This is a genomic window from Flavimarina sp. Hel_I_48 (assembly GCF_000733945.1).
In the GTDB taxonomy this organism is placed as follows: domain Bacteria; phylum Bacteroidota; class Bacteroidia; order Flavobacteriales; family Flavobacteriaceae; genus Leeuwenhoekiella.
Window position 1 is genome coordinate 3035145 of the sequence record NZ_JPOL01000002.1, and the last position, 25647, is coordinate 3060791.

At 41.3% G+C, this 25647-nt stretch carries 17 protein-coding genes; 11 read left to right on the forward strand and 6 right to left on the reverse strand.

The features are described 5' to 3' along the window. Positions 1–6 precede the first annotated feature (6 nt). The 4 genes from P162_RS13240 to P162_RS13255 all read right to left on the reverse strand — a co-directional run bounded on the left by P162_RS13240 (position 7) and on the right by P162_RS13255 (position 8614). A complete protein-coding gene (locus P162_RS13240) occupies positions 7–1845 on the reverse strand; it encodes an OmpA family protein (protein ID WP_031428002.1) in 1839 nt (612 codons plus the stop codon). 35 nt (positions 1846–1880) lie between these two features. Next, complete coding sequence (locus tag P162_RS13245; protein WP_031428003.1) at positions 1881–2831, reverse strand: type IX secretion system membrane protein PorP/SprF; 951 nt, start codon at positions 2829–2831, stop codon at positions 1881–1883. A 13-nt stretch (positions 2832–2844) separates the two neighbouring features. After that, positions 2845–7485: a gliding motility-associated C-terminal domain-containing protein gene (locus P162_RS13250; protein WP_031428005.1), complete on the reverse strand. Its 4641-nt coding sequence runs from the start codon at positions 7483–7485 to the stop codon at positions 2845–2847. 115 nt (positions 7486–7600) lie between these two features. After that, the gene (locus P162_RS13255) at positions 7601–8614 is read right to left on the reverse strand and encodes a pirin family protein (RefSeq protein ID WP_031428007.1); all 1014 of its coding nucleotides are present in this window, start codon (positions 8612–8614) and stop codon (positions 7601–7603) included. 141 nt (positions 8615–8755) lie between these two features. On the opposite strand from P162_RS13255, the gene P162_RS13260 reads away from it, so the two are divergent. Further along, positions 8756–9178, forward strand: coding sequence for a secondary thiamine-phosphate synthase enzyme YjbQ (locus P162_RS13260; RefSeq protein ID WP_031428009.1), 423 nt, complete (start codon positions 8756–8758; stop codon positions 9176–9178). Here P162_RS13260 and P162_RS13265 read toward each other — a convergent pair. Continuing rightward, on the reverse strand, positions 9158–9991 hold the full coding sequence (locus P162_RS13265) for a Cof-type HAD-IIB family hydrolase (protein WP_031428011.1): 834 nt from the start codon (positions 9989–9991) through the stop codon (positions 9158–9160). The genes P162_RS13260 and P162_RS13265 overlap by 21 nt on opposite strands. Positions 9992–10202: 211 nt before the next feature. Further along, the gene (gene gldJ / locus P162_RS13270; RefSeq protein WP_031428013.1) at positions 10203–11882 is read right to left on the reverse strand and encodes a gliding motility lipoprotein GldJ; all 1680 of its coding nucleotides are present in this window, start codon (positions 11880–11882) and stop codon (positions 10203–10205) included. Positions 11883–12087: 205 nt separating this feature from the next. On the opposite strand from gldJ, the gene porU reads away from it, so the two are divergent. The 10 genes from porU (at position 12088) to P162_RS13320 (ending at position 25638) form a co-directional block, all read left to right on the forward strand. Beyond that, positions 12088–15963 carry a type IX secretion system sortase PorU gene (gene porU / locus P162_RS13275; protein WP_031428016.1) on the forward strand — a complete coding sequence of 1292 codons (3876 nt, stop codon included), beginning with the start codon at positions 12088–12090 and terminating at the stop codon, positions 15961–15963. Positions 15964–16011: 48 nt separating this feature from the next. Then, positions 16012–17172, forward strand: a complete 1161-nt coding sequence (porV, locus tag P162_RS13280) for a type IX secretion system outer membrane channel protein PorV (protein ID WP_031428017.1) — start codon at positions 16012–16014, stop codon at positions 17170–17172. A gap of 8 nt (positions 17173–17180) precedes the next feature. Continuing rightward, positions 17181–17663, forward strand: coding sequence for a cytidine deaminase (locus P162_RS13285; protein WP_031428019.1), 483 nt, complete (start codon positions 17181–17183; stop codon positions 17661–17663). Positions 17664–17902: 239 nt separating this feature from the next. Continuing rightward, positions 17903–18904, forward strand: coding sequence for a pyruvate dehydrogenase (acetyl-transferring) E1 component subunit alpha (gene pdhA / locus P162_RS13290; protein WP_031428021.1), 1002 nt, complete (start codon positions 17903–17905; stop codon positions 18902–18904). Between the two features lie 2 nt (positions 18905–18906). Further along, positions 18907–20706 carry a pyruvate dehydrogenase complex dihydrolipoamide acetyltransferase gene (locus P162_RS13295; RefSeq protein WP_031428023.1) on the forward strand — a complete coding sequence of 600 codons (1800 nt, stop codon included), beginning with the start codon at positions 18907–18909 and terminating at the stop codon, positions 20704–20706. A gap of 69 nt (positions 20707–20775) precedes the next feature. Beyond that, entirely contained in the window at positions 20776–21807 is a 1032-nt protein-coding gene (locus P162_RS13300; protein WP_031428025.1) for a M28 family peptidase, read from the forward strand. Continuing rightward, on the forward strand, positions 21797–22486 hold the full coding sequence (locus P162_RS13305; protein WP_031428027.1) for an SDR family NAD(P)-dependent oxidoreductase: 690 nt from the start codon (positions 21797–21799) through the stop codon (positions 22484–22486). Before P162_RS13300 ends, P162_RS13305 begins: the two co-directional genes overlap by 11 nt. Positions 22487–22494: 8 nt before the next feature. Then, a complete protein-coding gene (locus P162_RS13310; RefSeq protein ID WP_031428029.1) occupies positions 22495–23091 on the forward strand; it encodes a SprT-like domain-containing protein in 597 nt (198 codons plus the stop codon). A 37-nt stretch (positions 23092–23128) separates the two neighbouring features. Then, complete coding sequence (locus tag P162_RS13315; protein WP_031428031.1) at positions 23129–24199, forward strand: mannose-1-phosphate guanylyltransferase; 1071 nt, start codon at positions 23129–23131, stop codon at positions 24197–24199. After that, positions 24199–25638, forward strand: coding sequence for a DUF389 domain-containing protein (locus tag P162_RS13320; RefSeq protein ID WP_031428033.1), 1440 nt, complete (start codon positions 24199–24201; stop codon positions 25636–25638). Before P162_RS13315 ends, P162_RS13320 begins: the two co-directional genes overlap by 1 nt. The last annotated feature ends 9 nt before the right edge of the window (positions 25639–25647 follow it).

A 25647-nucleotide genomic window follows, 5' to 3' on the forward strand; every position in this document is an offset into this window, starting at 1 on the left:
TGTACGTTATTCTTCAATTATCCTGAACTCACTTCGCCTGTTTTTTTCCTCTCTGGCACCTTTGCCCTGGGCAGGTGTTTCTACCAGTAGATGTTCTTTACCGTAGGCTTCAGTAGTCAAACGGTTGCCTTCAATACCTTTAGCTATCAAATAATCTTTTGTGGCTTCCGCACGTTTTGCCGAAAGTTTATTGTTGTAGGAACTGGAACCCACCGCATCTGTATGAGAACCAATGTTTATTCTAATTTCAGGGTTTTTAAGCATGAAATCTGCCAAACTATTTAAGGTTTTTTCAGCCTCTGGACGTATCTCAATTAGATCATAATCAAAATAAATATTATCCATTTTTTGCTTTACAAGTAAATCTTTAAGCGGTTCCAGAGCGAGGTCGACACTTACTTGAAGTTCGCTATTTGTAACAATCACTACTTGGCGCGACAGGGTTTTAAAACCTTTCAGGCGCGCCTCAAGCGTATAAGAATTATTTGGTTTTACCTTGAAATCATAATGGCCATTGCCATCGGTTTTGAGCTTTTTAGATGCATTTTCCGTTGTTTTTAGGGTGATTTCCGCCTCTTTTAAGGGGTTTTCGGTTTCGGTATTGATAACTATTCCGGCCAGTTCCCTGGTTCTGTTATCTATTGCCTTAAAACTGTAGATTTTATCAATTCCATTACGATTTGAAGAGAAAAAACCAGTAGCGTTTGGCTTTTCAAAAATAAGTGAGAAATCATCGCGGCTGCTGTTTATGCCTTGCCCTAAATTGTATGCCTCGGCAAAGGTGTCACCATCCTTATCGCTACGGTATATATCCAGCCCGCCCAGCCCTTCAATGCGGTCTGAGGCAAAATAAAGGTTTCCACCATTGTCAATATAAGGAAACTGTTCCTGTAGCTCAGAGTTTACCATAGGTCCCAGATTTTCTGGATTTCCGAAGGAATTATCGGCCAGGATCTCAATTTTATAAATATCACCTTCTCCAAAGCCCCCGGGCATATCACTGGTGAAATAAAGGGTTTTTTCATCTGCACTCAATGCTGGATGTGCAAGGGAATAAGAGTCTGAATTGAAGGGCAGGCGCTGTACATCTTGCCATTTCCCATCAGCAAATGTTGCGCTAAAGAGCTGTAAAACGGCCACTTTAACACCGTCCATACGCTTAAAATCGTCATTTGTACGCGTAAAATACATGGTTTTACCATCTTTGGAAAAAACGGCGTTGCCCTCGTGAACGGGTGTGTTTATTGCTTCGGAAAAAAGCTTGATGTTTTTTAAATTATTGCCATTTACCTCAGCGGTATACAGATCTAAAAAATGTTGATTGGTGCGGGAATAAATTGGCCTTTCCATATTTCTATCAGAAGAAAATACGAGTTGGTTGTTTAAAAGGCCAGGGCCAAAAGAGGTGAAATCTGAGCCGCCATCCAGTAGCTGCACATCCAGTAAAAGCGGTAGGTTTTCACTGTTTTTAGTCAGTTTTTGCTTTATATTGACCGGTTTTCCTGCATATTGCGACAATAATGCATTGGCCTGATCATAATTATTGTTCGCTTTAGCGGCATCGGCATACCGCAATAGTACCTCACTTTCAAAAGCGGAGTCAACGTCGTAAATCTCTTTGTACGCTTTTTCGGCTTCCCGCATATTTCCTGTTTGATAATAACTGTCTGCCAGGTTTATCTTAAGCGTTATATCTAAACTGTCCAGTTCCTTATAGGCAGTTATCGCAGTATAGAAATCTTTCTCCTTAAATGCTTTGTTCGCTTTTTGCAGTACCGCTTTCTGGCTCCAGCCTGTTTGCAGTATAAAAAACAACGCGAGAAAGCTTATATATTTGTAAATCATAATGGACGATTTTCTGTAAAAATTTGGCTTTTGATCTAAAAGAAACGGGGTGATTTGGAATACTTGGGCGTTAACCCTAAAAATTTGAGATCAAAGAGCAACATGATCTCATGACTACCGTCATTGTATTTGCCAAGATTTGATGTGGTGTAATCATACGCGTAACCTATGCGCAGGCCCTCTGCCACCTCAAAATTGACAAGACCGGTAATTGCATTCCCTACGCGGTATCCTATTCCAGCTTCTAACTTTTCATATAAGAGCACATTGGCATTCAGGTCTAAGCTCAGTGGAGCGCCTTCTACGGCACGCGCCATGAACGAAGGTTTAAGTTTAATTTCGGGATTGAGGTCAAATACATAACCGCCGGTAAGAAAATAATGAACCGTTTCCTTGCCAAAACCACGCACTCCATCACGCTCTTCAATGTGTTCTGAATTTAAAAGGTTAGGAGCAGAAGCACCCAGGTAGTACTGATCGCTAAAATAGAACAATCCTACGCCAAGGGTAGGGTAGGTCTGACTGATATCACGGTCAAACGCCAGGTCTGTTGAAGAACTGCCACTTCCCAACTGTAGTCTTGTAAAATCTGTATTAAAGAAGGTCGCACCCGCTTTTAGGCCAAAGGCCAGATTGGTGCCGGGAGACAATTTCAGTTTATATGCAAAATCTGCATTTAGGTTCGTTTCTTTCACTACATCGCCTATCTCATCATGAATTAGGTTTACGCCCATTTCTATGCGGTCATTAATGGGAGCGTGGGCAAAAAAGGTCGCAGTTGTTGGCGCGCCATCTATTCCTACCCATTGTGCACGGTAGAGTGCACCTAAGCTCATCACGCCATCATTTGCGGTAGCATATGCCGGGTTTACCAGGCTCATGTTGTACATGTACTGCGTGAGTTCTGGATCTTGTTGTGCCCTCGCCGACTGGAAAACCAGAACAGTAGCGGTGAAAAACATAAGTTTTTGAATCAATTTTCTCATCGTAACTATTCTTTTATCGGTTTAAGTAGAGGTTGCCTTGAACGGGCGCGGTCGCGCCGTCGTTATAATTTATAATATAGAAGTAAACACCGTTAGGCAAGACGCCATTACCCAGTTGGTTTTGATTTGCCGTGCCATCCCATGCTTCGCTGTTCGCGTTGCCTTTGAATACCACATTCCCATTTCGGTTAAAGACCTCAATGGTATAGTCTGGGTAGACAACGCCTATATTTTGTATTATAAAGCGGTCGTTGATCCCATCTCCATTAGGGGAAAATGCTTCTGGAACAAAAATGTTATCGCAGGCCGTAAGGTCTACGGTAATGGCAAGTCGCTCGCTGCTTTCACAGCCCAGACTGCTGGTTTGGGTAGCGTAATAGGTGCTCCTGTTTACGAGTTGTGTTGAGCCCGCAAGGGTATTTCCGCCTGTTTCAGAATCATAAATAGCAAGGGTACCGGTACTCGATAACCTATTGAGAAGGTCTGAAACTGTGGGGTCATCATTGATACAGAACCTATTTCCATCAGAAGCAATACCAGGCGGTTCAGGGTCCTGGACTTCAAAAATTATAGCATTGTCGCCCAGGTTTGCTGCACCGCACTGGGTTACAAAATCCTGAAGTCCTATAATGCTAATTGTGGTATTTCCGGCATTTTCAAGTACGGAAGGAGCTATTGTAAAATGTGCATCGCCCGAAACAAATAGTACCTCCTCCGTTTGAGTCTGTGTCGTAGCTCCTTCCAGTTGATAGGTTATTATATATTCCCGGTCTGCCAGATTTGTAGCTCCGGAAATAAAGACTTCCGCCGAGCTTGTCAAACATATATTTTCAGTTGTTAGACTGAGGCCACTGGCATCAGGTCTGGATGAAATTTCAAAACTGGCGCTTGCGTTGTTTGGTATAAAACTGCAACCTGTTGAACTAACTATTTCTTCAATGCTTATTGTGGTCGAGCCAGTATTTATAAGCTGACCAGAAGGGATTTCAAGTATACCTGATGCATTATTTATATCCAGCGTCGTGGTAGTAGCGTTGCTGTTGTTTGCTCCGGAAAGCTGGTACGTAATAGTGTAGCTTCCATTTACAAGACCTGAACTGCTGTTAACGGAAAGCATTCCCGCTTCGTTTATGCAAATATCCATCGCGTTAATATCATCAGACTCCAGGGTTGGTATAGGATAGATTTCAAAACTGGTGCTTACTGCTGTTACGCTCTCGCAGCCGGTGTTAAGTTTGGTTAACGACTGTACGGTGAATATTGTGGTGCCAGCATTAGATACTTCATTAGAAGAGATGTCAAAGGTAGCACCTCCATCAGAAATGGTGATCATTAATGGTGGAGCTTCCAATTCATTCGCACCGCTCAGCGAGTAGACAAGTGAATACGAGCCATCTTCAATTGAAGCTGCACTGATAATGAAACTTGTGTTTTCCCCTAAGCAAACCGACGTTACTGAAATGTTCTGCGCTGTAAGCTGTGGAAGTGCATTTACGGTAAATGTTGTAGCTATAGTTAAATTTTCGGAACTACAGTTTTCTGAATTGACCGCAGTGACCATGAGGGTGGTCTCGCCCGCATTCGTAAGAGCGTTTTCGGGCAGTTCAAAGCTGCCATTGCCATTGGTAAAATTGAGTCCGTCTGCTGTATCATTATCCGTATTTGCGCCACTTAGCGAATAGGTGAAATCGTAAATTCCATCTGTTAAATATGGTGCATTTACCGTTACCGTCTGGTTTCCACTTATGGCACAAAAATCTGCTACCGTAAGGGATGCGCCGGTCATATCTGGGGGAAGGGAAATTAAAAAGGAAAAATCTAGATTTTCTGGATCTGTGGTACAACCGGTAATGGTATTCGTAACATTAGTAACCGTAAGGTCTGTGTTGCCGGCATTTGTCAATAGTGTTTCAGAAATACTGAATGAGCCGCTTGCACCATCAATTTTCACTTCCTGGGATTGAAAACCAGAGGTGTTATCACCTGAAAGCAAATACGTAAAAGAATATGTGCCATCAGAAAGGTTTCCTGTTGCAGAAGTTACATTTACAGTCGCAGCATCTCCCAGGCAAAGTGCGTCTGCAAGACTCAATGTGGTATCATCGAGAACGGGTGATGCATTCACGGCAAACGTTGTTGAAAGTGATGTTTCCGTAACGCAGGTTAAATCATCGTTTTCCTTCTGAATATTGGCAATTTCCAGCCTATTTGCACCCGTATTTTGAAGGAATTCCTCCGGAATGGTAAAGGAAGTTGCTCCATCAACAAATTCAAGTGTTATTTGTTCATCAATAGCCGTATTTGAACCGGTGATGTTATACGTAAGTGTATACTCGCCATCGTCAAGGGTAGCACCGCTTAGATCTGCAATTACCGGCTCTGGGAAACATACGGAGTTCACGGTTAGTGATGCATTATTGAGATCAGGATTTTCATAAATCTCAAAAGAAACACTTTTAGGCAGACCCAATGCCGGACAATTTTGAGATTCATTTTCAAAAGAATTCAATTGTAATGTGTAGGAAGTGGGGAGTGCAACAGCTTCAGAAGGAAGGGTGACAGATCCGGTTCCACCTATAAATTCAATGGATGCCGTATAATCATCACTTTCACTATTGGCTTCAAGAGCATATCCTAGCGTATAGATCCCATTAGGAATATTAGTTTCACTATCGGTAATGATGAGGTTTACCGGTTGCGTTTCACATACCGAAGCGATAGTTAAAGCGCTGGCAGTTAAATCTGGATAGGGGGAGATGCTAAAAGTAGCTGCAGGCTCATTTAAATTAACGGCATCGCAGCCGGTACCTTCATTTTGCAGATTTGTTATGGTAAGGGTTGAAGTCCCCAATTCTAAATTTTCACTGGCAAGATCAAAAGATGCAGTACCAGCAGTGAATAACAATTGAGTGATTTCCTGGTCGTTTAGGGTATTTGCCCCACTCAGTGAATAGGTGAGCGTATAATTACCGTCAGCGATTGCTGTGTTTTCTCCGTTGTTTAAGTTTACGGTAATTGTTTCCCCGGCACATACATCATCAATGGCAACAAGGAGGTTTGTTGCATCTGGTCTTGGTGAAATAGTAAATGTATCAGAAAGATTGGCCGTAGTTGTACAGCCCGTTGCCCCTGTAATATCGGTAAGGGTGAGCATAGCGTCTCCAGAATTAGCGATAAGGCTTGAAGGAACCGAAAAGCCAGCTGTTCCGTTCGTGACTTCTATACTTCCCTGTTGCGTCTGCGTATTGTTTTGAACCGTTAATTGATAGGTAATAGTATAAATACCATCCTGCAGTTCAATAGTTGTATTGTCAATGTCATTGAGCGAGACACTAAGGCTTTCGCCAAAACAAACAGGTTCAACAACCGTAAGCGCGGTATCAGAAGTATCTGGAGGGCTGTTAATGGTAAAACCATCGCTGACATTCCCTAAGGGTACCTGGCAATTGGTTTGTGTATTGGGATCAACAATCTGGGTAACTTCTACAATAACATCACCGGCACTTGTGAAAAAATCAGGATTTATTGCAAAATCGGCTGTTCCCTGGATAAAATTAAGTGTTAAGCTTTCGGTACCAGAATTTTGACCATTACGTACCGTGTAAGTGATGTCATAGTTTCCGTCAGGTACCTGAGTTTGATCAACGGTCAATGTTCCGGTGGCATCAATAGGCAAATCAGCAACGCAAATTGCTTCCTGATCTTCCGGAAGTGTCACGCTAAGTGCGGCTGATGAGAAGTCCAGAACATCTTCTATAAGGATTGTAACCGTGGTGGCACTGGAAGCACACGTAGGGTTGATGGGATTAACGGTATAGATAAAAGAATAGGTGCCCGGACCAAGAGTGTTTCTAAGCCGCTCTATATTGATCCTGGAATCGTTAGGTCCAGATATTTCAGCAGTTGTAGTAGTTTCGGTCCAGACGCCGCCTGGGTCCTCACCTACAAGCACATCACGAAGATTGTAATTTGTAAAGTTGGAAAGATCGTCGCTTTCGCAAAAAACGGGCTGCACAAAAGTTCCAGAATCTGGTGTTTCGGCAACTTCCAGAACCACAGTGCTTGAGGTGGCAGGACAGTCGCCATATGCGGGAACAGTGTACATAAAATCATATCTCCCTGGCATGGTGCCAGAAACATCAAAAAACCGGTTATTGGCGCCGCTTAGTACTTCATCAGGTAGATTCATCGCGGTCCAGTTACCATCTATGGTAGGACTAGGACTACTTCCCGTGAACTGAAACAGATTAACATTGCCTGCATCGGCACAAACTACTGCGTTGTTATTATCCCGCCCCGCATAAGAACCTAACGTAAGGGTAATAACGGAAGTATTATCTGGACAGCTGGGGTCACCATTAACGGTGTAGGTGTATTCAAAAATACCCCCTATCATTATGGCATACGTATCCAGTTGTCCTGTTTCTGTATTTAAGCCACGGTCCTGATCATTATCAGACCAGACACCTCCCGGTATAGGATTACCTTGTAAAAGGTCAAAGAGATCAAGAAACTGGCCATTTTCTTTAGAACAATAACTGAAAGACGCATCTTCCCCGGCGCACTGCGCGTTGAGGGTAGAATTGCAAAGAACCGGAAGGAGAAAGAATAAGAAAATAATCTTACCCCAATTGAATGTAGTTTTTTTCGACATAGATTGAAAATTGCACATACCTAAAGCATATAATATCGCTAAAATATGATATAAATACGATAAAGTGCAATTTTAATCTAAAAAATACTTTAAAAGTAATTTCGGAATACAGATCTTATCCAGGATTTTCCTCTTTGCCGTCAGGAAATATCGCAAATCGTTTTGCATCTAAAACATGCGTATGTTCTGGACTGGGCCACGGCCAACCTCCAAATTCACTTTCACGGAAACGGGAAAATGCGGCGTTGATCTCTTCGTTTGAATTGGCTACAAAAGGACCATGTTGTACTACGCGTTCCCCTATGGGTTTTCCCTGTAATAAAAGGAGTTTTGCCGGTTTTGATCCGTTTTTAAGGGTAAGTTCTTCCGCAGCATCGGCGATAATGCGGTGCATGGGCGGGATTTCAAAATCTTCCGCACGCAATTGATCGCCCTCGAAGAAATAAAGTGATCTATTAACTTCCGGGGATGCCGTGGGGAGCGTAAATGTAGCGTCTGCTTCCATGGAAATGATCCAGATATTAACGTCATTTTTTGCATTTGCCGCCCAGGAATCTGGGTTGGGCTTTAAAGCAGCGTTGTCTTCATAGTTTCCGGCAACGATTTTGATTTCCGTATTTTTGTTTAAAGTATCTTTAACGTTCACTACGGGAATATTCTCATGCCAGAACATGCCAAAATAAGGTTCTACCTGCTTGTTTTTAGCTGGTAGGTTGAGCCAAATCTGGAATAAAAGCAATGGATTTTCTTTTTCTTTGTAGATCAGTGGGAACATTTCACTGTGCTGCACACCTTTGCCCGCGGTCATCCATTGTACGTCACCCTGTCCAAAACGTCCAGAAGCTCCCAAGGAATCAGAATGATCTACAAAGCCGTGTTCAGCAATGGTAACGGTTTCAAAGCCTACGTGAGGATGCGCAGGAAAACCGGGAACGGTCCTGCCATGATACATCGCCCAACCTTCTTTCTGAACAAAATCCTGACCCAGGCTGCGCCCGGCCAATGAAGCTTGTGGCCCCATTTGTTCATTTCCTCTGGGATAGGCATCATTATGAAAAGCGCAGAAAAGAAAGGGATCTGCTGTTTCCCATTGTGCATGAAGTTGTTTGACTTTTAATATTGCTCCCATAGTTTTGCCTGTATTTGTACTGCCGTTCCTGTAATATTTATGTAAATTTAAAATAAACTTAGTAGACGGCAATTTGTTGCATTTGTCGTGTTTTTAAGCCGAAAATAACCAATTTTAAGACCTTTAAGCTCAATTTTTTATATGGAATTTTTTCAAAAGGAAATAGCACTTGCCGCAAGAAATCGGGGTTTTCACCTTATTACTTCAGAAATCACCTCACAATTCCATGAGATAGGAAAAATCACTTTGGGTCAATTGCAGGTTTTCATAAAGCATACATCCGCCGGATTAACCATTAATGAAAATGCAGATCCCAGTGTTCGTACAGATTTTGAAAGCCATATCAATAAAATGATTCCTGAGAATGCTCCTTATTACGTGCACACCTTAGAAGGTCCTGATGACATGCCAGCGCATATCAAGGCATCGCTTATGGGAAGCTCCGTGACCTTGCCCATAACTAACGGCAAACTCAATCTGGGCACCTGGCAAGGCATTTATCTCTGCGAGCATCGTAATCATGGAGGGAAAAGACGTTTAGTCTTAACTGCCTTTGGCAGCTAATGCTTTTTTCTTCGCCGCAATAAGCTCTTCGAGAACGTCTTCAACGCCTTCTTCGTTATTACTTTTGGTTTGAAAACGAGCCGCTTGCAGTATATTGGGATGCGCATTTTGCATCGCGTAGCTAAAATGCGCTTCTTCCATCATTTCAAGATCATTGTTGTAATCTCCTAACACGAGCGTTTCTTCTTTTGTAATACCAAGAAGTTTTTGAACATGTTTAAGCGCCTTGCCCTTATTTGTTTTAGTATCTGAAATGTCCAGCCAGTTTTCTGCAGAAACTTTAACTTTTATATCTCTATCATCATTTTTAAAGGCTGGAAAAGTAGAATTTTCTGAACCTTTAAAACTGTAGACCGCAATCTTAAAGAATTCGTCATCTTCAACAACTTGCATAAGATCTTCTACTTTTTCATATCGCACGTAATATTCTGGAAAGATGGATAAAAATTCAGAGTGGTCTGATTCTACGTAGGCTTGTCTCTTCCCGCAGAGAACCATGTGCGCATCTTCTAATCCACGTATTTTTTCTATCAACAATTTGACGGTATCCCTATTGAGCGACATGGTAAGTAGAACCTCGTTTTTGCGCTGTGAAATCCCACCATTTTCAGCAATTACGGTAATCCCGTCTTTTATAGGCTCCAATTTATCAATAATGCTGAAATACTGTCTTCCGCTTGCGGCGATAAAATGTACATCCAGATCAAGTAGCTCTTCATAAAGTGAAAAAAAGCGGTCACTTACCTTTCCATCTTTATTAAGAAGCGTCCCATCCATATCGCTTACGACTAACCGTACCTGTGCTAAATCCATAATTTTCTTGTAAGCTGCAAAAGTAGGATATTCAAACCAGGAAGGAGTTAGTAAAAGGTTAAGGGTTGCAAAGGGAATACGTTCTCGCTACACTGAAAAATATTCTGGAAATTCCCTCTGCAAAAGATTCAAATAATGTGCAAAACACTAAAAAAGCCCCAAAATCGAGAGATTTTGGGGCTTTTTTAGCAGTTTTTCCTATTAATTGCTATTAATTCCTTGGTGTTTTATTAGAAGTGGATTTAGAACCTACACGGGACATTGCATTTCTAAAACCAATATCATCTGTAGCCATGGTTTGAGGTAGATAGCGACGTTGCGCAGGGTCTAACCAATATTCCCTATCTCTCCAGGAGCCACCTTTGTAAACCCTAACTTCATTATCAATAAGGGTAGTACGGTTATTGTTTTTATCATAATTGCGAACCATTTCCCCATCCTGACTGCTTACATTATTGATGGGAGAATCATACATACGGTCAGCATTCTCATCGTAACCCTGAAAATTGCGCGAGGACTGTTTGTCACCATCCCTGTAGTCACGGTTATCACTTTCGGTGAACTGGGTTCTCATATACGTGTCATCCTCTGTAATGGGAACCTGTAAAATCTGTCCAGGAAGGTTGCGGGCAACGATTTTTCCGTTTTCAAGCGTATCATAAACGATCTCACTGGTGGTCAATACTTTTACACTACCATCTTCATTGATAGCGTTCTTCGTATAAACGTTACCTCTATAATAATTGAAATCGTTGAATTCATCATCAATAATGGGGCGATAAACGTCTGCAACCCATTCAGAAACATTACCGGCCATATCATAAAGTCCGTAGTCGTTAGGGGCGTATGATTTTATTTCAGCCGTGATGTCTGCATTATCATCAGACCAACCTGCAATCCCACCATAATCACCGGCGCCTTGTTTAAAGTTTGCCAATTGATCGCCGCGTGTTCTACGGTTTCCAGATCTGGTGTAAGAACCATCCCATGGATATTTTTTACGTCCTCTATATGCGTTGTATTCACGTAGTCCTATAAGACCTAGAGCTGCGTATTCCCATTCTGCTTCCGTAGGAAGTCTGTATTTTGTGGTAGAGATAATACCATCGCTCATTTGAACATAGATATTACTAGCCGCAGTTGAGTCAGAATCGTTTGTTGAACGTGGAGTGTTCATTTTTTCACGACGTTCAGATTCCCTTCCTCCACGGGTAATAGAGTCATTACCTCCATAAGCTAGGGTAGGCGCCTGTAAATACGTATCTGTATCAAAAGTTGCCTCGGCATCGTAGGTATATTTCGCACCTTTTGCCGTATAGCCTTCACGCTCTAACAAAAGTTCGTTATAACGGTTTGTTCTCCAGTTACTGAATTCAACAGCCTGTATCCAGCTTACTCCAACGACGGGATATTCGCGATATGCCGGGTGTCGCAGGTAATTTTCGGTCATGGTCTCATTGAAGCCAAGACGGTTACGCCATACCAATGTATCAGGAAGGGCACCGTAATAAATATTTCTATAATTAGCCTCTGTGGGGGGGAATACTTTCTTTAGATAATCAAGATATTCAAGGTACATGAGATTGGTCACCTCTGTCTCATCCATATAAAAAGACTGTACGTGCTGTTGCGTGGGATTGTTGTTCCAGTCGTACATTACATCGTCCTGAACACGTCCCATTGTAAATGTTCCTCCTTCTACAAAAACAAGACCTGGGGCAGCTTCCTGCTCCTTATAATCTGTATTCGCCTGAAAACCTCCATCCCTATCATTAATGCTCCATCCGGTTGCCCTTGAGGAATTTTTGTAATCATTTTTGCGACCACATGCTGTAAGTAAAAGTGCCGAAAGGCCTACAACAAAGGTTCTTTGAACAAGATTTCTATTCATCTTTTAAGTTTCTTTTATAAGCAAATTTGGGGCTGCAATATACTAATTCACAAGAAATAATCAAGCGATTAAAGAATTTTGCAGTCTGTCAAAATCAGATACTATGTTCTGAAAACGTAATATTTTCCGCTTTAGTATTGCGTTGAACTATTTTTGCGCATTCATTATTTTATACTTTGCTTTGCATAATAGCGTTATTATTTTGATGAAAAAAAAGATACTGATTTTTTTAGTCTTCCTTTCTATTGGCATAAACCATGCGCAAACAAGGCGTTTTGCGATAACCTGGGAAGAAAAAATGAACGTATCTACAGATCAGAAACCTATCTATGTACCTGGTTTTGACGCAGCCAATTTCTCCTACGATGCCATGGAAGGTTTGCGCTATTATGCGCAATGGGAGGAAACCGGCAGTTTTACAAATCCCACAATAACCGGCATTGTAAGTGAGCCTATTAGTGCAAGTCAATTACAGGATCTCGATATTTCTATTATCCCCAATAAAGTTCAATTTACCCATGGGCGTTCGCGAGCCCGGGGTGTTTCCTACGCATGGGCGGGTATAGCCCCTATATATAAAGACAATGGTATTCTTAAACGGGTCACGGCATTTACCGTTGGCTTTTCCGCGCAGCGAAGCAATCAAAAGCAAGCCATTAATACGTTAAACGTAACCAATTCTGTGCTGGCCAGTGGGGATTTTTTCAAGTTCTATATTGATAAAACAGGGGTTTTTAAGTTGGATAAACAGTTTCTGGAAAGCCTGGGAATGAATGTGAACGCGATAGATCCAAACGCATTGAAAATTTATGGGAATGGCGGGGAAATGCTACCGCTCTTAAATATGGACAATACCGTTTTTGATCCCAGGGAAAACAGCATCAAAGTAGTGGGCGGTAACGATGGCTCTTTTGATACGGGCGATTATATTTTGTTTTACGGGGTTGGAACACGTGGTTTTAATGAAGAAAGCCTCACGCACATAAATGCCTACGATGACCGCTCTTATTATTTTATTACCGCAGGCGGAAGTACAGGTAAACGCATAACGACCATGCAACAACCACAAGGGTCTGCAACGCAGCAGATCACGACTTTTGACGATTATCAATTCCATGAAGAAGATAATGAGAACCTCGTGAAACTGGGTCGCCGTTGGTTTGGGGAGCGCTTTGATTTTCAGAACGAACAGGATTTTGTTTTTGATTTCCCTAATCTCGTTGCCGGTCAGCCGGTGAAGGTAAGGGCTTATGCTGCGGCGATTTCAGAATCCCCTACGGGCATGAATGTTTCCGTAAATGGTCAAAGTTTAACCACTTTAAACTTTTCTCCCATAAGTGATGCGATCCTTGCCCAGGCCAGGAGCTATGATTCTTTTTACAATCCAGCAGGAAATCCGGGTATAGGTGTGTCTTCCTCAGAAATTACCGTGAACCTGTCCTATAGCAATGGTGGCAATCCATCCAGTAGGGGATATCTTGATTTCATCGCCCTGCAGGCGGAACGCGAATTGCGTGGTGCAGGTGCCCAGCTAGCTTTTCAGAAAAATACTACCATTAATGCATCTGGTGTGGCAGAATATGTGCTGCAAGACGCCGCGCAATTTTCCGAAATATGGGAAGTTACTGATCCTTTTGCCATAAAAACGGCTGAAAATACAGGTAATTTACCGGTTTTTAGCTTTAAATCTGCGGTAGGTGTTCTGCGAAAATTTGTCGCTGTAAATCCAGATGATTTTTATGTTCCATTACGTGAAAACGGCAATACAAGGCTCACAAATCAGAATCTAAAAGGAACGATTTTTAATGGTAACGGCGGTTTTCAGGATATTGATTATCTTATGGTCACGAGTGATTTGCTTCGGCCGCAGGCCGAAAGACTTGCGCAGCATAACCGGGATATCAGAGGATTGAATGTAAAGGTAGTTACCATTGACGAGATTTATAACGAGTTTAGTTCTGGTCATGCAGATATAGGTGCCATACGTAATTTTGTGCGCTATGTTTATGAGAATGCCTCTTCTGAAGCCAGGCGCTTGCGTTATCTGTGTTTGTTTGGTGATACTTCGATAGATTACAAGGATAGGATTCCCGGCAACAATAACATAGTTCCCACCTTCAATACGTACAATAGTTTTTCACAGGCCACCAGTTATATGAGCGATGATTATTTTGGCTCACTGGATCCCTTTGAAGGTATTATTGAGGACGGAAGTCCCATAGGCAGTGGCGGTCGCGATAGGTTGGATATTGCGGTGGGCAGGATCATAGCAGACACTCCACAGCTCGCCAATCAAGTTGTGAACAAAATCATCAATTACGATCTGGACGATTCCTTTGGCCGCTGGCGGAATAATTTTGTTCTTGTTTCTGATGATGTGGACGTCTCCTGGGAATTTACCGAACTTGAAAGTACGTTAGATGCCCTTGGCGATGATATACAGCGTGAAAAACCTTTTGTAAATGTGGTGAAAATTCACAGTGATAGTTACCAGCAGGAATCTTCAGCCGGTGGGGATCGCTATCCTGAAGTAAATCTTGCCATTGCAGATGCACTGGAAGTGGGGACACTTGTACTGAATTATTTGGGTCACGGCAGTGAAGATACCCTCGCTTCAGAATTTATTTTTACCAGGGCCAATGCGCAAGCGCTAAATAACGGGACAAGATTGCCGGTAATTGTTACCGTGACCTGTGAATTCACGCGTTTTGATAATCCTACACGTCCTGCCGCAGGTGAAGAATTATTCTGGAACGCTGACGGTGGTGCCGTGGGTCTTGTGGCGACAACCAGGCAGATTTCGGTAAGGTTAGGGGTTAATTTTAATAGGGTGCTGGCAGGGAATTTATTTTCCTTTGGTACAAACACCATTCGCAGCGTTGCCGAAAACCTTCGGGAAACAAAAAACATGATCAATGATTCTAAGCGCAGGGTGATTTTTTTCATAGGCGATCCCGCAATGAAACTGGCATTTCCACAGCCCAGCATTCGGCTTACCACGATAAACGACGTTCCTCTCACGCAAGCCGTAGATACCCTTAAGGCACTGAGCAAAGTAAAGTTGGGCGGGGAGGTAATCAACGCGGGTGGCCAGCGCATACCCAATTATAACGGTACGCTTTCCGCAACCGTTTATGATAAATATATAGACCGCCAGACGCTGGGCAATGACGGTACGCGCGGTGCAAATGGGAATCTTTTGATCCTTGATTTCAAATCCCTGGGGACGATTTTATACCGCGGGCAGGCCTCTATAGATAATGGTGGTTTCAACTTTGATTTTGTGGTGCCCAAAGATGCGCTCATACCTACGGGGAATGGGCGGGTAAGCTTATATGCGAAAAGGGAAAACCAACTGGAGGATCAAACGGGTGCCAATCAACAAATCATTGTAGGCGGACTCAACGAAAATGCCCCTGAAGACAATACTGGTCCGCTGATTAAACTTTACATGAATGATGAAAGTTTTGTCAATGGAGGTGTTACAAATACATCACCTTTTTTACTGGTGCAACTGGAGGATGATAATGGAATAAATACGGCCAGCGGGATAGGACATGACCTGGTGGCAATCTTAGACGGTAATGAAACAGAGCCTATCATTCTCAATGATTTTTATGAAAGTGATGTTGATAATTTCAATTTAGGAAAAGCGCTGCGCAAATTAAGGGATCTTGAACCGGGATTGCACACTGTAAGCGTAAAAGCCTGGGACACCTATAATAACTCATCTACGGCAGATCTTCAGTTTGTCGTGGCGGGAGATGACAATATACAATTAGAAAACGTGCTCAATTATCCCAATCCTTTTGTGAATTACACAGAGTTTTGGTTCAATCATAACCGGCCATATGAGCCGCTTGACGTGCAGGTTCAGATTTTTACAATTAGTGGTAAGGTGGTCAAAACAATCAATAGAAATGTGATGACCACAGGCTTTTTATCACGGGAGATAACCTGGGATGGTCGGGATGATTTTGGAGATAAAATAGGTAAAGGTGTATATGTATACAAGATTACCGTTAAATCTACGTTAACCAATAAAAAGGTTGAAAAATTTGAGAAACTTGTAATCCTCTAATCATTAATTGTACTTAAAATTTATATTTGTCAAAAATCACTACCAAGCATGAAAAAATCACTATTACTTTTTGCCCTTATCGGTATCATAGGAGCTAATACTTCTAACGCTCAAGAAGTTACCGGAAGCAGGGTTATTACCACAGGTGTTCCCTTTTTAACCATTGCCGCAGATGCACGCGCTGCCGGTATGGGAGATCAGGGGGTGGCTACCAGTCCTGATGCATATTCCCAGCAATGGAACCCAGCGAAATACGCTTTTATAGAACAACAGCAGGGAGTAGGTGTGAACTATACGCCTTATTTGAGCCAGCTGGTAAATGATATATTCCTTGGGCAGGTTACGTATTACAATAGATTGGATGAAAAGAGTGCCATAGGAGCAAGTTTGCGTTATTTTAGTTTAGGTGAAATTGAAGCGAGACAAAATCCTGATGAACTGGGACTTTTGTTGAAACCAAATGAATTTACGTTAGATGTATCTTATGCGTTGCGACTAAGTGAGCGCTTCTCTCTTGCTGTCGCTATGCGTTATTTACGTAGTGATCTAAAACTACAGGTAGATAGTGACGATGCAAGTGCAGCAGGATCCTTTGGTGTGGATATCGCTGGTTATTACCAGTCTGAAGAAGTTCCCGTAAGTGATTTTTATGGTCGCTGGAAAGGGGGTTTCAATATTTCCAATATCGGACCAAAAATCAAGTACGATGATGCTGGTCAGGAAAACTTTATTCCCACGAATATGAAACTGGGTGGTGGATTTGACTTTATTTTAGATCCTTATAATACCGTAAGTCTTGGCCTTGAATTGAACAAATTATTAGTGCCATCTCCGCAGGATTTTAATGGCGACGGAACCATAGATTCAGAAGATGCCCGTGAATATCAGGACATCGGCTTCTTTAGCGGAATGTTTCAATCCTTTGGAGATGCTCCAGACGGTTTTAGCGAGGAACTTAAAGAATTTACCTGGTCCCTGGGAGCAGAATACGTTTACGATGATGCTTTTAGCCTTCGTACCGGTTATTTCAATGAGAGTGATCTGAAAGGTTCACGTAAATTCGCAACATTAGGTCTTGGCTTTAAATACACAACCATAGATATTGACGTTTCTTATTTGTTTTCTACTTCTAGCGTGCGCAATCCTTTGGAAAATACCCTTCGTTTTGGTATTACCTTTGGTTTTGGAAATGAATACTCAGAGTATTAAGCCAAGGAATGAAAAAAATAGAGATTGCCACAACGCTTGCTGTTTATGACTCCCTTGATGAACTTCCGGAGGATGTTCAATATCTAATGCAAAGGTCTTTTAAAGCGAGGGACGCTGCTTATGCACCCTATTCCAGTTTTCATGTGGGAGCGGCTATCTTACTTGAAAACGGAGAGGTTCTTTCCGGAAGCAATCAGGAAAATGCTTCGTATCCTTCTGGACTTTGTGCAGAGCGTACGGCAATTTATTATGCTGGGGCAAATTACCCTGACATTGCGATAAAGACCATGGCGATCTCTGCAAAAGCGATGGGCAAATCAACTACAAAGCCAGTTCCTCCCTGTGGTGCTTGCCGTCAGGCCATTGCAGAGTATGAAGTCAGGCAAAAACAGCCCATAGTACTTTACTTTATGGGGGACGCTGGTCAGGTTTTCAAAAGTGAATCCCTGGAAAATCTATTACCACTTTTATTTACTCAGGATTATTTATAGAAATATGCAGTTTTGAAGTATATTTTGGCCGTTTTTGCTTCCAAAATGCTTAAAAAACGGCTTTTTATAATTTTACGATAAAGGGTTTTAGGTTTGCCCTTTAATATATTATTTTTGTTGTCCATTGTAAAAATACCGTTGTTCTTAAGACAATTGAAATTTTGCTTTGAATAAAGAAATAAATTTACGTTCGGCCTACATATAAACTGTCCGGACTCCATTCTCATAATATTATATAGATGAAAGAAATAACAGAAGAGGTTTATCTGGACTGGTATGAACAAATGTATTTCTGGCGCAAGTTTGAAGACAAACTGGCTCAGGTGTACATTCAGCAAAAAGTTAGGGGTTTCCTTCACTTATATAATGGTCAAGAGGCCATCCTTGCAGGAGCATTGCATGCAATGGACCTTACTAAAGACAGAATGATAACTGCCTATCGTAACCACGTACAGCCCATAGGTATGGGTGTAGATCCTAAACGTGTGATGGCAGAGCTATATGGCAAAAAAACCGGAACCTCCATGGGTATGGGAGGTTCTATGCATATTTTTTCTAAAGAACACCGCTTTTACGGTGGCCACGGTATTGTGGGAGGACAGATTCCATTAGGTGCAGGCCTTGCGTTTGCAGATAAATATTTCAAAAGAGACTCGGTTACATTGACCTTTTTTGGCGATGGTGCGGCACGTCAGGGTTCATTGCACGAGACTTTCAACATGGCGATGAACTGGAAGCTTCCAGTTGTTTTTTGTGTTGAAAACAATGGTTATGCAATGGGAACTTCGGTTAAACGTACCGCAAACCATGAGGATATATGGAAACTTGGACTGGGGTATGAGATGCCATGTGGTCCGGTTGACGCCATGAATCCTACTGCAGTTGCAGAAGCTTTAGATGAGGCAATAGAACGCGCAAGACGTGGTGATGGTCCCACATTCCTTGAAATGAAAACGTACAGGTACAGAGGGCATTCCATGAGTGATGCACAAAAATACCGTACAAAGGATGAAGTTAAGGAATATCAGAAGATAGATCCTATCACCCAGGTAAAGGATATAATCCTTAAAGAAAAATTCGCTACAGAGGATGATCTGAAAGCGATAGACAAAAAAGTGAAAAAACTTGTCTCTGAATGTGAAAAATTTGCAGACGAGAGCGATTATCCTGACAAAGAGCAGATGTATGACATGGTCTACGAGCAGGAGGATTATCCATTTTTACAACATAAACCAGTATAGTTATGGCAGAAGTAATTAAGATGCCCCGTTTGAGTGATACAATGGAAGAAGGAACCGTTGCATCCTGGCTCAAAAAGAAGGGTGATAAAGTACAAGAAGGTGATATTCTTGCCGAAATAGAAACAGATAAAGCTACGATGGAATTTGAGTCCTTCCATGAAGGTACTCTTCTGTATATCGGTATTGAAGAAGGGGAAACCGCAAAAGTGGATAAGCTTTTAGCTATCATAGGTGAAGAAGATGAAGACATATCAGATCTTATAAGTGGCGGAGCTGCTTCTGAGGATTCAAATGATTCAGAAGAGGATAGTGCAGAAGATGATGATTCCACTGATGAGGATGAGAGCGATTCTGACGATCAGGAGGAAAAATCTGACGCTGCCGATTCAGATGAGGACGAGAGTGAAGATGAAGAAGGTGATGAAGAAGTTTCAGACGAAATACCTGATGGAGTTGAGGTAGTTAAAATGCCCCGACTTAGTGATACCATGGAGGAAGGAACCGTAGCTTCCTGGTTAAAGAAAGAAGGTGATGAAGTTTCAGAAGGTGATATTCTTGCCGAAATTGAAACCGATAAGGCAACGATGGAATTTGAATCTTTTTATGCAGGAACACTTCTGCATATTGGGATTCAAGAAGGAGAAACTGCTAAAGTAGACTCCTTATTGGCCATTATTGGTCCTGAAGGTACTGATGTTTCTGGTATAATTGCTTCTGGTAAATCTGGAGGTTCTAAAAAATCAGAAAGTAAAAAAGCTTCGGAATCTAAAGATAAAAAAAACAATAAGGAAGAGAAGAAAGAGGATACTAAAGAGCAGCAGAACAAAAAAGGCGATGCTTCCAAATCTTCTGATAGCGATAAGGCCCAGAAGAAAGAAAAATTAGAAGCAAAGGATACTGATTCTTCTAAAATGAATGAAGAAAAACCGACTTCCAGTTCAGATGGCCGTCTTTTTGCTTCCCCATTGGCCAAAAAATTAGCCGAAGAAAAAGGTATCGACCTGAATAAAGTAAATGGTTCTGGTGATAATGGTCGTGTTGTTCGTAAGGATATCGAGAATTACACACCCGCAGCTTCTGGAAGCGGAAATGCTGTGCAACAATTTGTGGCAACCGGTGAAGAAGATTATGAAGAGGTTAAGAATTCTCAAATGCGTAAGGCGATTGCAAAAGGTCTGAGCAAATCAAAATTCAGCGCGCCAGATTATACGCTCAACGTAGAATTTGACATGGAAAACGCGATCGCCTTCCGTGGTCAGTTTAACCAGTTGCCAGATACAAAAATATCGTATAACGATATGCTTATAAAGGCGGTTGCCCTTGCCTTAAAGCAACATCCGCAAGTGAATTCACAATGGTTTGATGACAAAATGCGATTGAATCACCATGTGCATATGGGTGTAGCCGTAGCGGTACCAGATGGTCTTGTCGTTCCTGTCGTTAAATTTGCCAATGAAAAAACGCTTCAGCAAATTAATGCAGAAGTTAAAGAACTTGCAGGCAAGGCAAAAAACAAGAAGTTAAAGCCTGAAGAGATGCAGGGAAGTACCTTTACCGTTTCTAACCTTGGGATGTTTGGGATTACCAGTTTTACATCTATTATCAATCAGCCCAATTCTGCTATACTTTCTATAGGTACAATTGTTCAAAAACCAGTTGTAAAAGACGGGAAGTTGGTCGTGGGTAACACAATGGCTTTAGCCTTGACGTGTGATCACCGTACCGTAGATGGTGCTACTGGAGCCAAATTTTTACAAACTTTGAAAACGTATATAGAAAATCCTATATTAATGTTAGTTTAATATTGATTTTTTATAAAATAGATTCAATTAAATCCCACCTATCTACGGTGGGATTTTTATATTTATAACATGAAAAAAGTAATAGTTTTTTTATTTCTGGGTTTTTTAATAGCATGTGGGCCTTCTAAAATACGACGCGTTGAGGCTTCTAAAGAAGCAACTACCAGTCTTGAGAATATCGTAGAGGCAAACAAATCCCGTGCGAATAATGTCAATAATGCGGTAAAATCACCCATTCAGGAAACAAGTGTTAAGGAACATCTTGAATATCTTGCATCTGATGAATTGATGGGTCGTAAAACAGGATCTGACGGACTTGAAAAGGCTGCAGACTATATAGCAAACTATTTTAATGAATATGCTATCAAACCATACTTTGATAGCATGCACGATGATTTTGAAGCGAATGGTATTCCCACGTACAATATTGTGGGTGTGGTAGAGGGCAGCGATCCCAACTTAAAAGATGAGTATGTCCTATTAGGAGCCCACTACGACCATATAGGTATAATTGAAGAAGTGATGGGAGATTCTATTGCAAACGGGGCCAATGATGACGCTTCTGGTACAGTAGCGGTAATGGAGCTCGCTAAATATTTTGCCGAGGTAAAAACGAACAGGCGCAGCATTATATTCGCTTTGTTTTCTGGAGAGGAAATGGGTCTATTGGGCTCTAAGCATCTGGCACAGCGACTTAAGCAGAACCAGGTCAATCTTTACACAATGCTGGAAATTGAAATGATAGGTGTTCCCATGGTTGATAAAGACTATTCGGCATATCTGACCGGCTATGAGCTGTCTAATATGGCATCTGTTTTTAATAGTTACAGCAATGGGGAAGTACTTGGTTTTTTACCTCAGGCAAAGGAATATCAGCTTTTTTACCGCAGTGATAATGCTTCATTTTATGAGGCTTTGAAAATTCCTGCACAGACTCTTTCAACCTTTGATTTTACTAATTTTGATTATTATCACCAGGTAGGTGATGAGATCGAACAGATGAATATTCCACATATAACCACGCTCATAAATACATTAATCCCCGGTATTGAAGGAATGACAAATAGTGATGCGCATATAATTACATTAAATGAAGAGTAAAAAAAATATCATAGTTACAGGTACCAGCCGCGGGATAGGTTTTGAGCTTGTTCAGGAATTGGCAAAGGATGGACATAATATATTAGCACTTTCGCGAGATGACAAACCGCTAAAAACCCTCAATAATGATAAAATATCGGCTTTTTCATTCGATATTTCAGTAGAAACCGACTTTGAAAAAGTTGGTGATTTCATCAATAAAAAATGGGGTCATGTTGATATTCTCATTAATAATGCCGGTGCTTTGGTCAATAAACCATTTGAAAAAACAAGCATTGAAGAATTTAAAAAAATTTATGACGTAAATGTTTTTGGCGTAGCCCGTCTGATTCAATGTGTGCTTCCATTTATGAAAAAAGGAGCACATGTTTTAAATATAAGCAGTATGGGTGGAGTGCAGGGTAGCGCAAAATTTGCGGGATTGTCTGCATATAGTTCTTCAAAGGGAGCTCTTGCTATTTTGAGTGAACTTCTGGCTGAGGAATACAATGATAAAGGTATTTCTTTTAATACTCTAGCACTGGGCGCTGTACAGACAGAGATGCTAGAAGAAGCATTTCCTGGTTACGAAGCGCCAGTTTCTGCAAATGAAATGGCTAACTACATAAAGAATTTTGCTTTGACGGGAAATCAATTTTACAATGGCAAAGTCCTGCCTGTTTCTGCTTCAACGCCTTAATACTTCCCATGGAAAGGATACTCTCCAGATATATTCCTGACCAGGCCGTGGCACCCGTTTTTGAGCTCATAAAAACCTTTGGCGTGCATCTTAAGGTTGTTGATGAACGCACGACACGTCACGGAGATTATCGCCGTATGCCAGATGGCACCCACCAGATTACGGTAAATACCAACCTCAATACGTACAGGTTCCTGATTACTTTGATTCATGAAATTGCACATTTAGTTGCGTTTAAAAAATTTGGTCGTTCCATAAAACCACACGGGAGGGAGTGGAAACACACATTTCAGCAACTTATGCTTCCCTTCATAAGACCAGAAATTTTTCCGTCAAAATTGCTTCCATTAATAGCAAGACACTTTAAAAATCCCAAGGCAAGTAGTGATACAGACGCACTTTTGAGTATTGCGCTAAAGGAGTATGATCCAGATAACGATAAATATTATATATTTGAGATACCTGTTGGCAGTGTTTTTCGTATTTACAACGGAAAAATTTTCAAAAAAGGAAATAAACGTATAAAACGTTACGAATGTATTGAGCAGAAAACCCAGCGCGTTTACCTGTTTCAGCCTAATGCTGAAGTGGAACTAATATCTTAAAATTTTGAAAAAGAACGAAAACTATTACGCAGTAATCATGGCCGGGGGTGTAGGCTCGCGTTTTTGGCCTTTAAGCACCGAAAATTTTCCGAAACAGTTTCATGATATTTTGGGCGCAGGGCAGACGTTGATACAAAAAACTTTTGACCGACTCGCACAGCTTGTACCAGATGAAAATATTTTGATATTAACCAATGAACGTTATAAAACACTGGTCAATGAACAGCTCCCAATGGTAAAAGACAGTCATATTGTCTTAGAACCAGCAATGCGCAACACAGCTCCATGTATATTGCTTGCGGCTCTTAAGATCCAGAAAACAAATCCTAATGCGATTATGGTGGTTGCCCCCAGTGATCACTGGATTGAAGATGAAGCCTCATTTTCACGCGATCTCGATATTGCTTTCAATGCATGTAACAGCAGCGATGTAAAAAAAGGAGAGGATGATTTACTTGTTACTTTGGGTATAAAACCTACGTTCCCGCATACGGGTTATGGCTACATATCTTATTCAGATAGTGATCAGAATGTAAAAAAAGTGAATGCTTTTACCGAAAAGCCCAATTATGAAACGGCACAAAAATTTCTTGCACAGGGCAATTACGCCTGGAATGCGGGGATTTTTATCTGGTGCGTACAGACCATTGTTGATTCTTTTGAAAAGTATCTTCCCGAGATGTACAAAATTCTCAGTGGGGGAATGCCGGTTTTCAATACAAACCATGAGCAAACCTTTGTGCACGAAGAATATCCCAAGGTAGAGAATATTAGTATTGACTACGGAATCCTTGAAAAAGGCAAGAATGTAAATGTCGTACCCGCGACTTTTGACTGGAGCGATATGGGTGCATGGTGTTCTTTATATGACAAAAAGGAAAAAGATTCAGATGAAAATGTGGTCATTAACGCAAATATGATTTCAAAGAATTCTAGCGGAAACCTTGTGCGTACAAAAGATGGAAAGATAGTTGTTCTGCATAGTCTAAAAGATTTTGTAGTGGTTGATCGAGAGGATATCCTTCTTATTATGCCTAAGGAAAAGGAGCAGGAAGTTAAAATATTACGCCAGGAGGTCAAGGATAAATTTGGGAATAATCTAGTATAATGCACGAAGAAGACAAGAGTAAAGAATCTAATGCGCATCTTGAAGACGAACCTGTAAAGGGTGCAAAAAATATTTTTAGGGACACGGTTAGGTTTTTGTCTGAGCTTTTTAATTTAAGGCATGATACAGACCGGGACTCTACCATTGCGGCCGTCCGCAATGATATTTCCTTTAAGGGACACAATGCCTGGATTTTAATTTTCTCGATCTTTATAGCCTCTATTGGTTTAAATGTAAGTAGTACGGCCGTAGTGATAGGCGCGATGCTTATTTCACCACTTATGGGACCTATTGTGGGGGTAGGACTGTCCCTTGCGATAAATGATGTGGAAACGTTGCGCAAGTCTCTCAAAAATCTCTTTATTATGGTTTTGCTGAGCGTGCTTACCGCTTATATTTATTTTTCGATTTCCCCTATCAAAGAACTCACTTCAGAACTCGAGGCGCGCACGTATCCCACGATATTGGACGTGCTGGTGGCCATTTTTGGTGGTCTTGCATTGATTGTTGCAAAGACTAAAAAAGGAACCATAGCCAGTGTGATATTTGGTGTGGCGATAGCAACGGCGCTTATGCCGCCTTTATGTACGGTAGGTTATGGGTTGGCCGTGGGGAATCCTAAATTTTATCTGGGGGCACTCTATTTATTCTCAATCAATGCGGTTTTTATTGCATTATCAACCTTCGTGGTTTCTAAATTATTGGGCTTTCCAATGGTGCGCTACGCAAATTCTAAGCGCAGACGATTTATTGCCCAGATGGCTTCTCTGGTAGCTGTAATTGTACTTGTACCTAGTGTAATTTTATTTTATAATTTGATTCAGCGTCAAATATTTGATAGCGATATTAAAGAGTTTATTGAATCTACCATAAGCTATGAGGGAACGGAGATTATAAAATCTTCCCAGGATTATAAAACCAAGGTAATTGATATATACCTTATAGGCGGCCTCGTCCCACAGGACCGTATTCAAGAGTGGCTAAAAGCTTTAAAAAGTAATGAACGTCTAAAAAATGTTGATTTGAAGGTTCATCAGGGCTCAGATCGCAGTAGTGAAATGGCCGCCCAGTTAAGCAATCAGGTAAAGTCAGATATTTTAGAAGATCTGTATATAACGAATCAAGATGCTTTGACCAATAAAAATGAACAAATACGTTTATTGGAACAGGAATTAATGCGGTTAAAAACCATTGACATTCCTTTTGAAAACCTGAGCAAAGAAGTACAGATAAATTATCAGGGTATAAAGCGTTTTAGCTATGCCAATATTTTAGCTGTTGATTTTGACAATCAGGTTACTGACACCATACCAACATTTCTTATAGATTGGAAACCCGAAATTACCAGTGAAATTAAAATATCAGAACAGGCCAAACTAAAGAAGTGGTTAGCACTTAAATTTCAACTTGATACCTTGGAGATAAAAACTTACAATTGAAAGGAATTT

Excerpts from the sequence above, each read along its gene's own strand:
- P162_RS13240 (WP_031428002.1), bottom strand. The coding sequence starts at position 1,845 with ATGATTTACAAATATATAAGCTTTCTCGCGTTGTTTTTTATACTGCAA.
- P162_RS13245 (WP_031428003.1), bottom strand. The coding sequence starts at position 2,831 with ATGAGAAAATTGATTCAAAAACTTATGTTTTTCACCGCTACTGTTCTG.
- P162_RS13250 (WP_031428005.1), bottom strand. The coding sequence starts at position 7,485 with ATGTCGAAAAAAACTACATTCAATTGGGGTAAGATTATTTTCTTATTC.
- P162_RS13255 (WP_031428007.1), bottom strand. The coding sequence starts at position 8,614 with ATGGGAGCAATATTAAAAGTCAAACAACTTCATGCACAATGGGAAACA.
- P162_RS13260 (WP_031428009.1), top strand. The coding sequence starts at position 8,756 with ATGGAATTTTTTCAAAAGGAAATAGCACTTGCCGCAAGAAATCGGGGT.
- P162_RS13265 (WP_031428011.1), bottom strand. The coding sequence starts at position 9,991 with ATGGATTTAGCACAGGTACGGTTAGTCGTAAGCGATATGGATGGGACG.
- gldJ (WP_031428013.1), bottom strand. The coding sequence starts at position 11,882 with ATGAATAGAAATCTTGTTCAAAGAACCTTTGTTGTAGGCCTTTCGGCA.
- porU (WP_031428016.1), top strand. The coding sequence starts at position 12,088 with ATGAAAAAAAAGATACTGATTTTTTTAGTCTTCCTTTCTATTGGCATA.
- porV (WP_031428017.1), top strand. The coding sequence starts at position 16,012 with ATGAAAAAATCACTATTACTTTTTGCCCTTATCGGTATCATAGGAGCT.
- P162_RS13285 (WP_031428019.1), top strand. The coding sequence starts at position 17,181 with ATGAAAAAAATAGAGATTGCCACAACGCTTGCTGTTTATGACTCCCTT.
- pdhA (WP_031428021.1), top strand. The coding sequence starts at position 17,903 with ATGAAAGAAATAACAGAAGAGGTTTATCTGGACTGGTATGAACAAATG.
- P162_RS13295 (WP_031428023.1), top strand. The coding sequence starts at position 18,907 with ATGGCAGAAGTAATTAAGATGCCCCGTTTGAGTGATACAATGGAAGAA.
- P162_RS13300 (WP_031428025.1), top strand. The coding sequence starts at position 20,776 with ATGAAAAAAGTAATAGTTTTTTTATTTCTGGGTTTTTTAATAGCATGT.
- P162_RS13305 (WP_031428027.1), top strand. The coding sequence starts at position 21,797 with ATGAAGAGTAAAAAAAATATCATAGTTACAGGTACCAGCCGCGGGATA.
- P162_RS13310 (WP_031428029.1), top strand. The coding sequence starts at position 22,495 with ATGGAAAGGATACTCTCCAGATATATTCCTGACCAGGCCGTGGCACCC.
- P162_RS13315 (WP_031428031.1), top strand. The coding sequence starts at position 23,129 with ATGGCCGGGGGTGTAGGCTCGCGTTTTTGGCCTTTAAGCACCGAAAAT.
- P162_RS13320 (WP_031428033.1), top strand. The coding sequence starts at position 24,199 with ATGCACGAAGAAGACAAGAGTAAAGAATCTAATGCGCATCTTGAAGAC.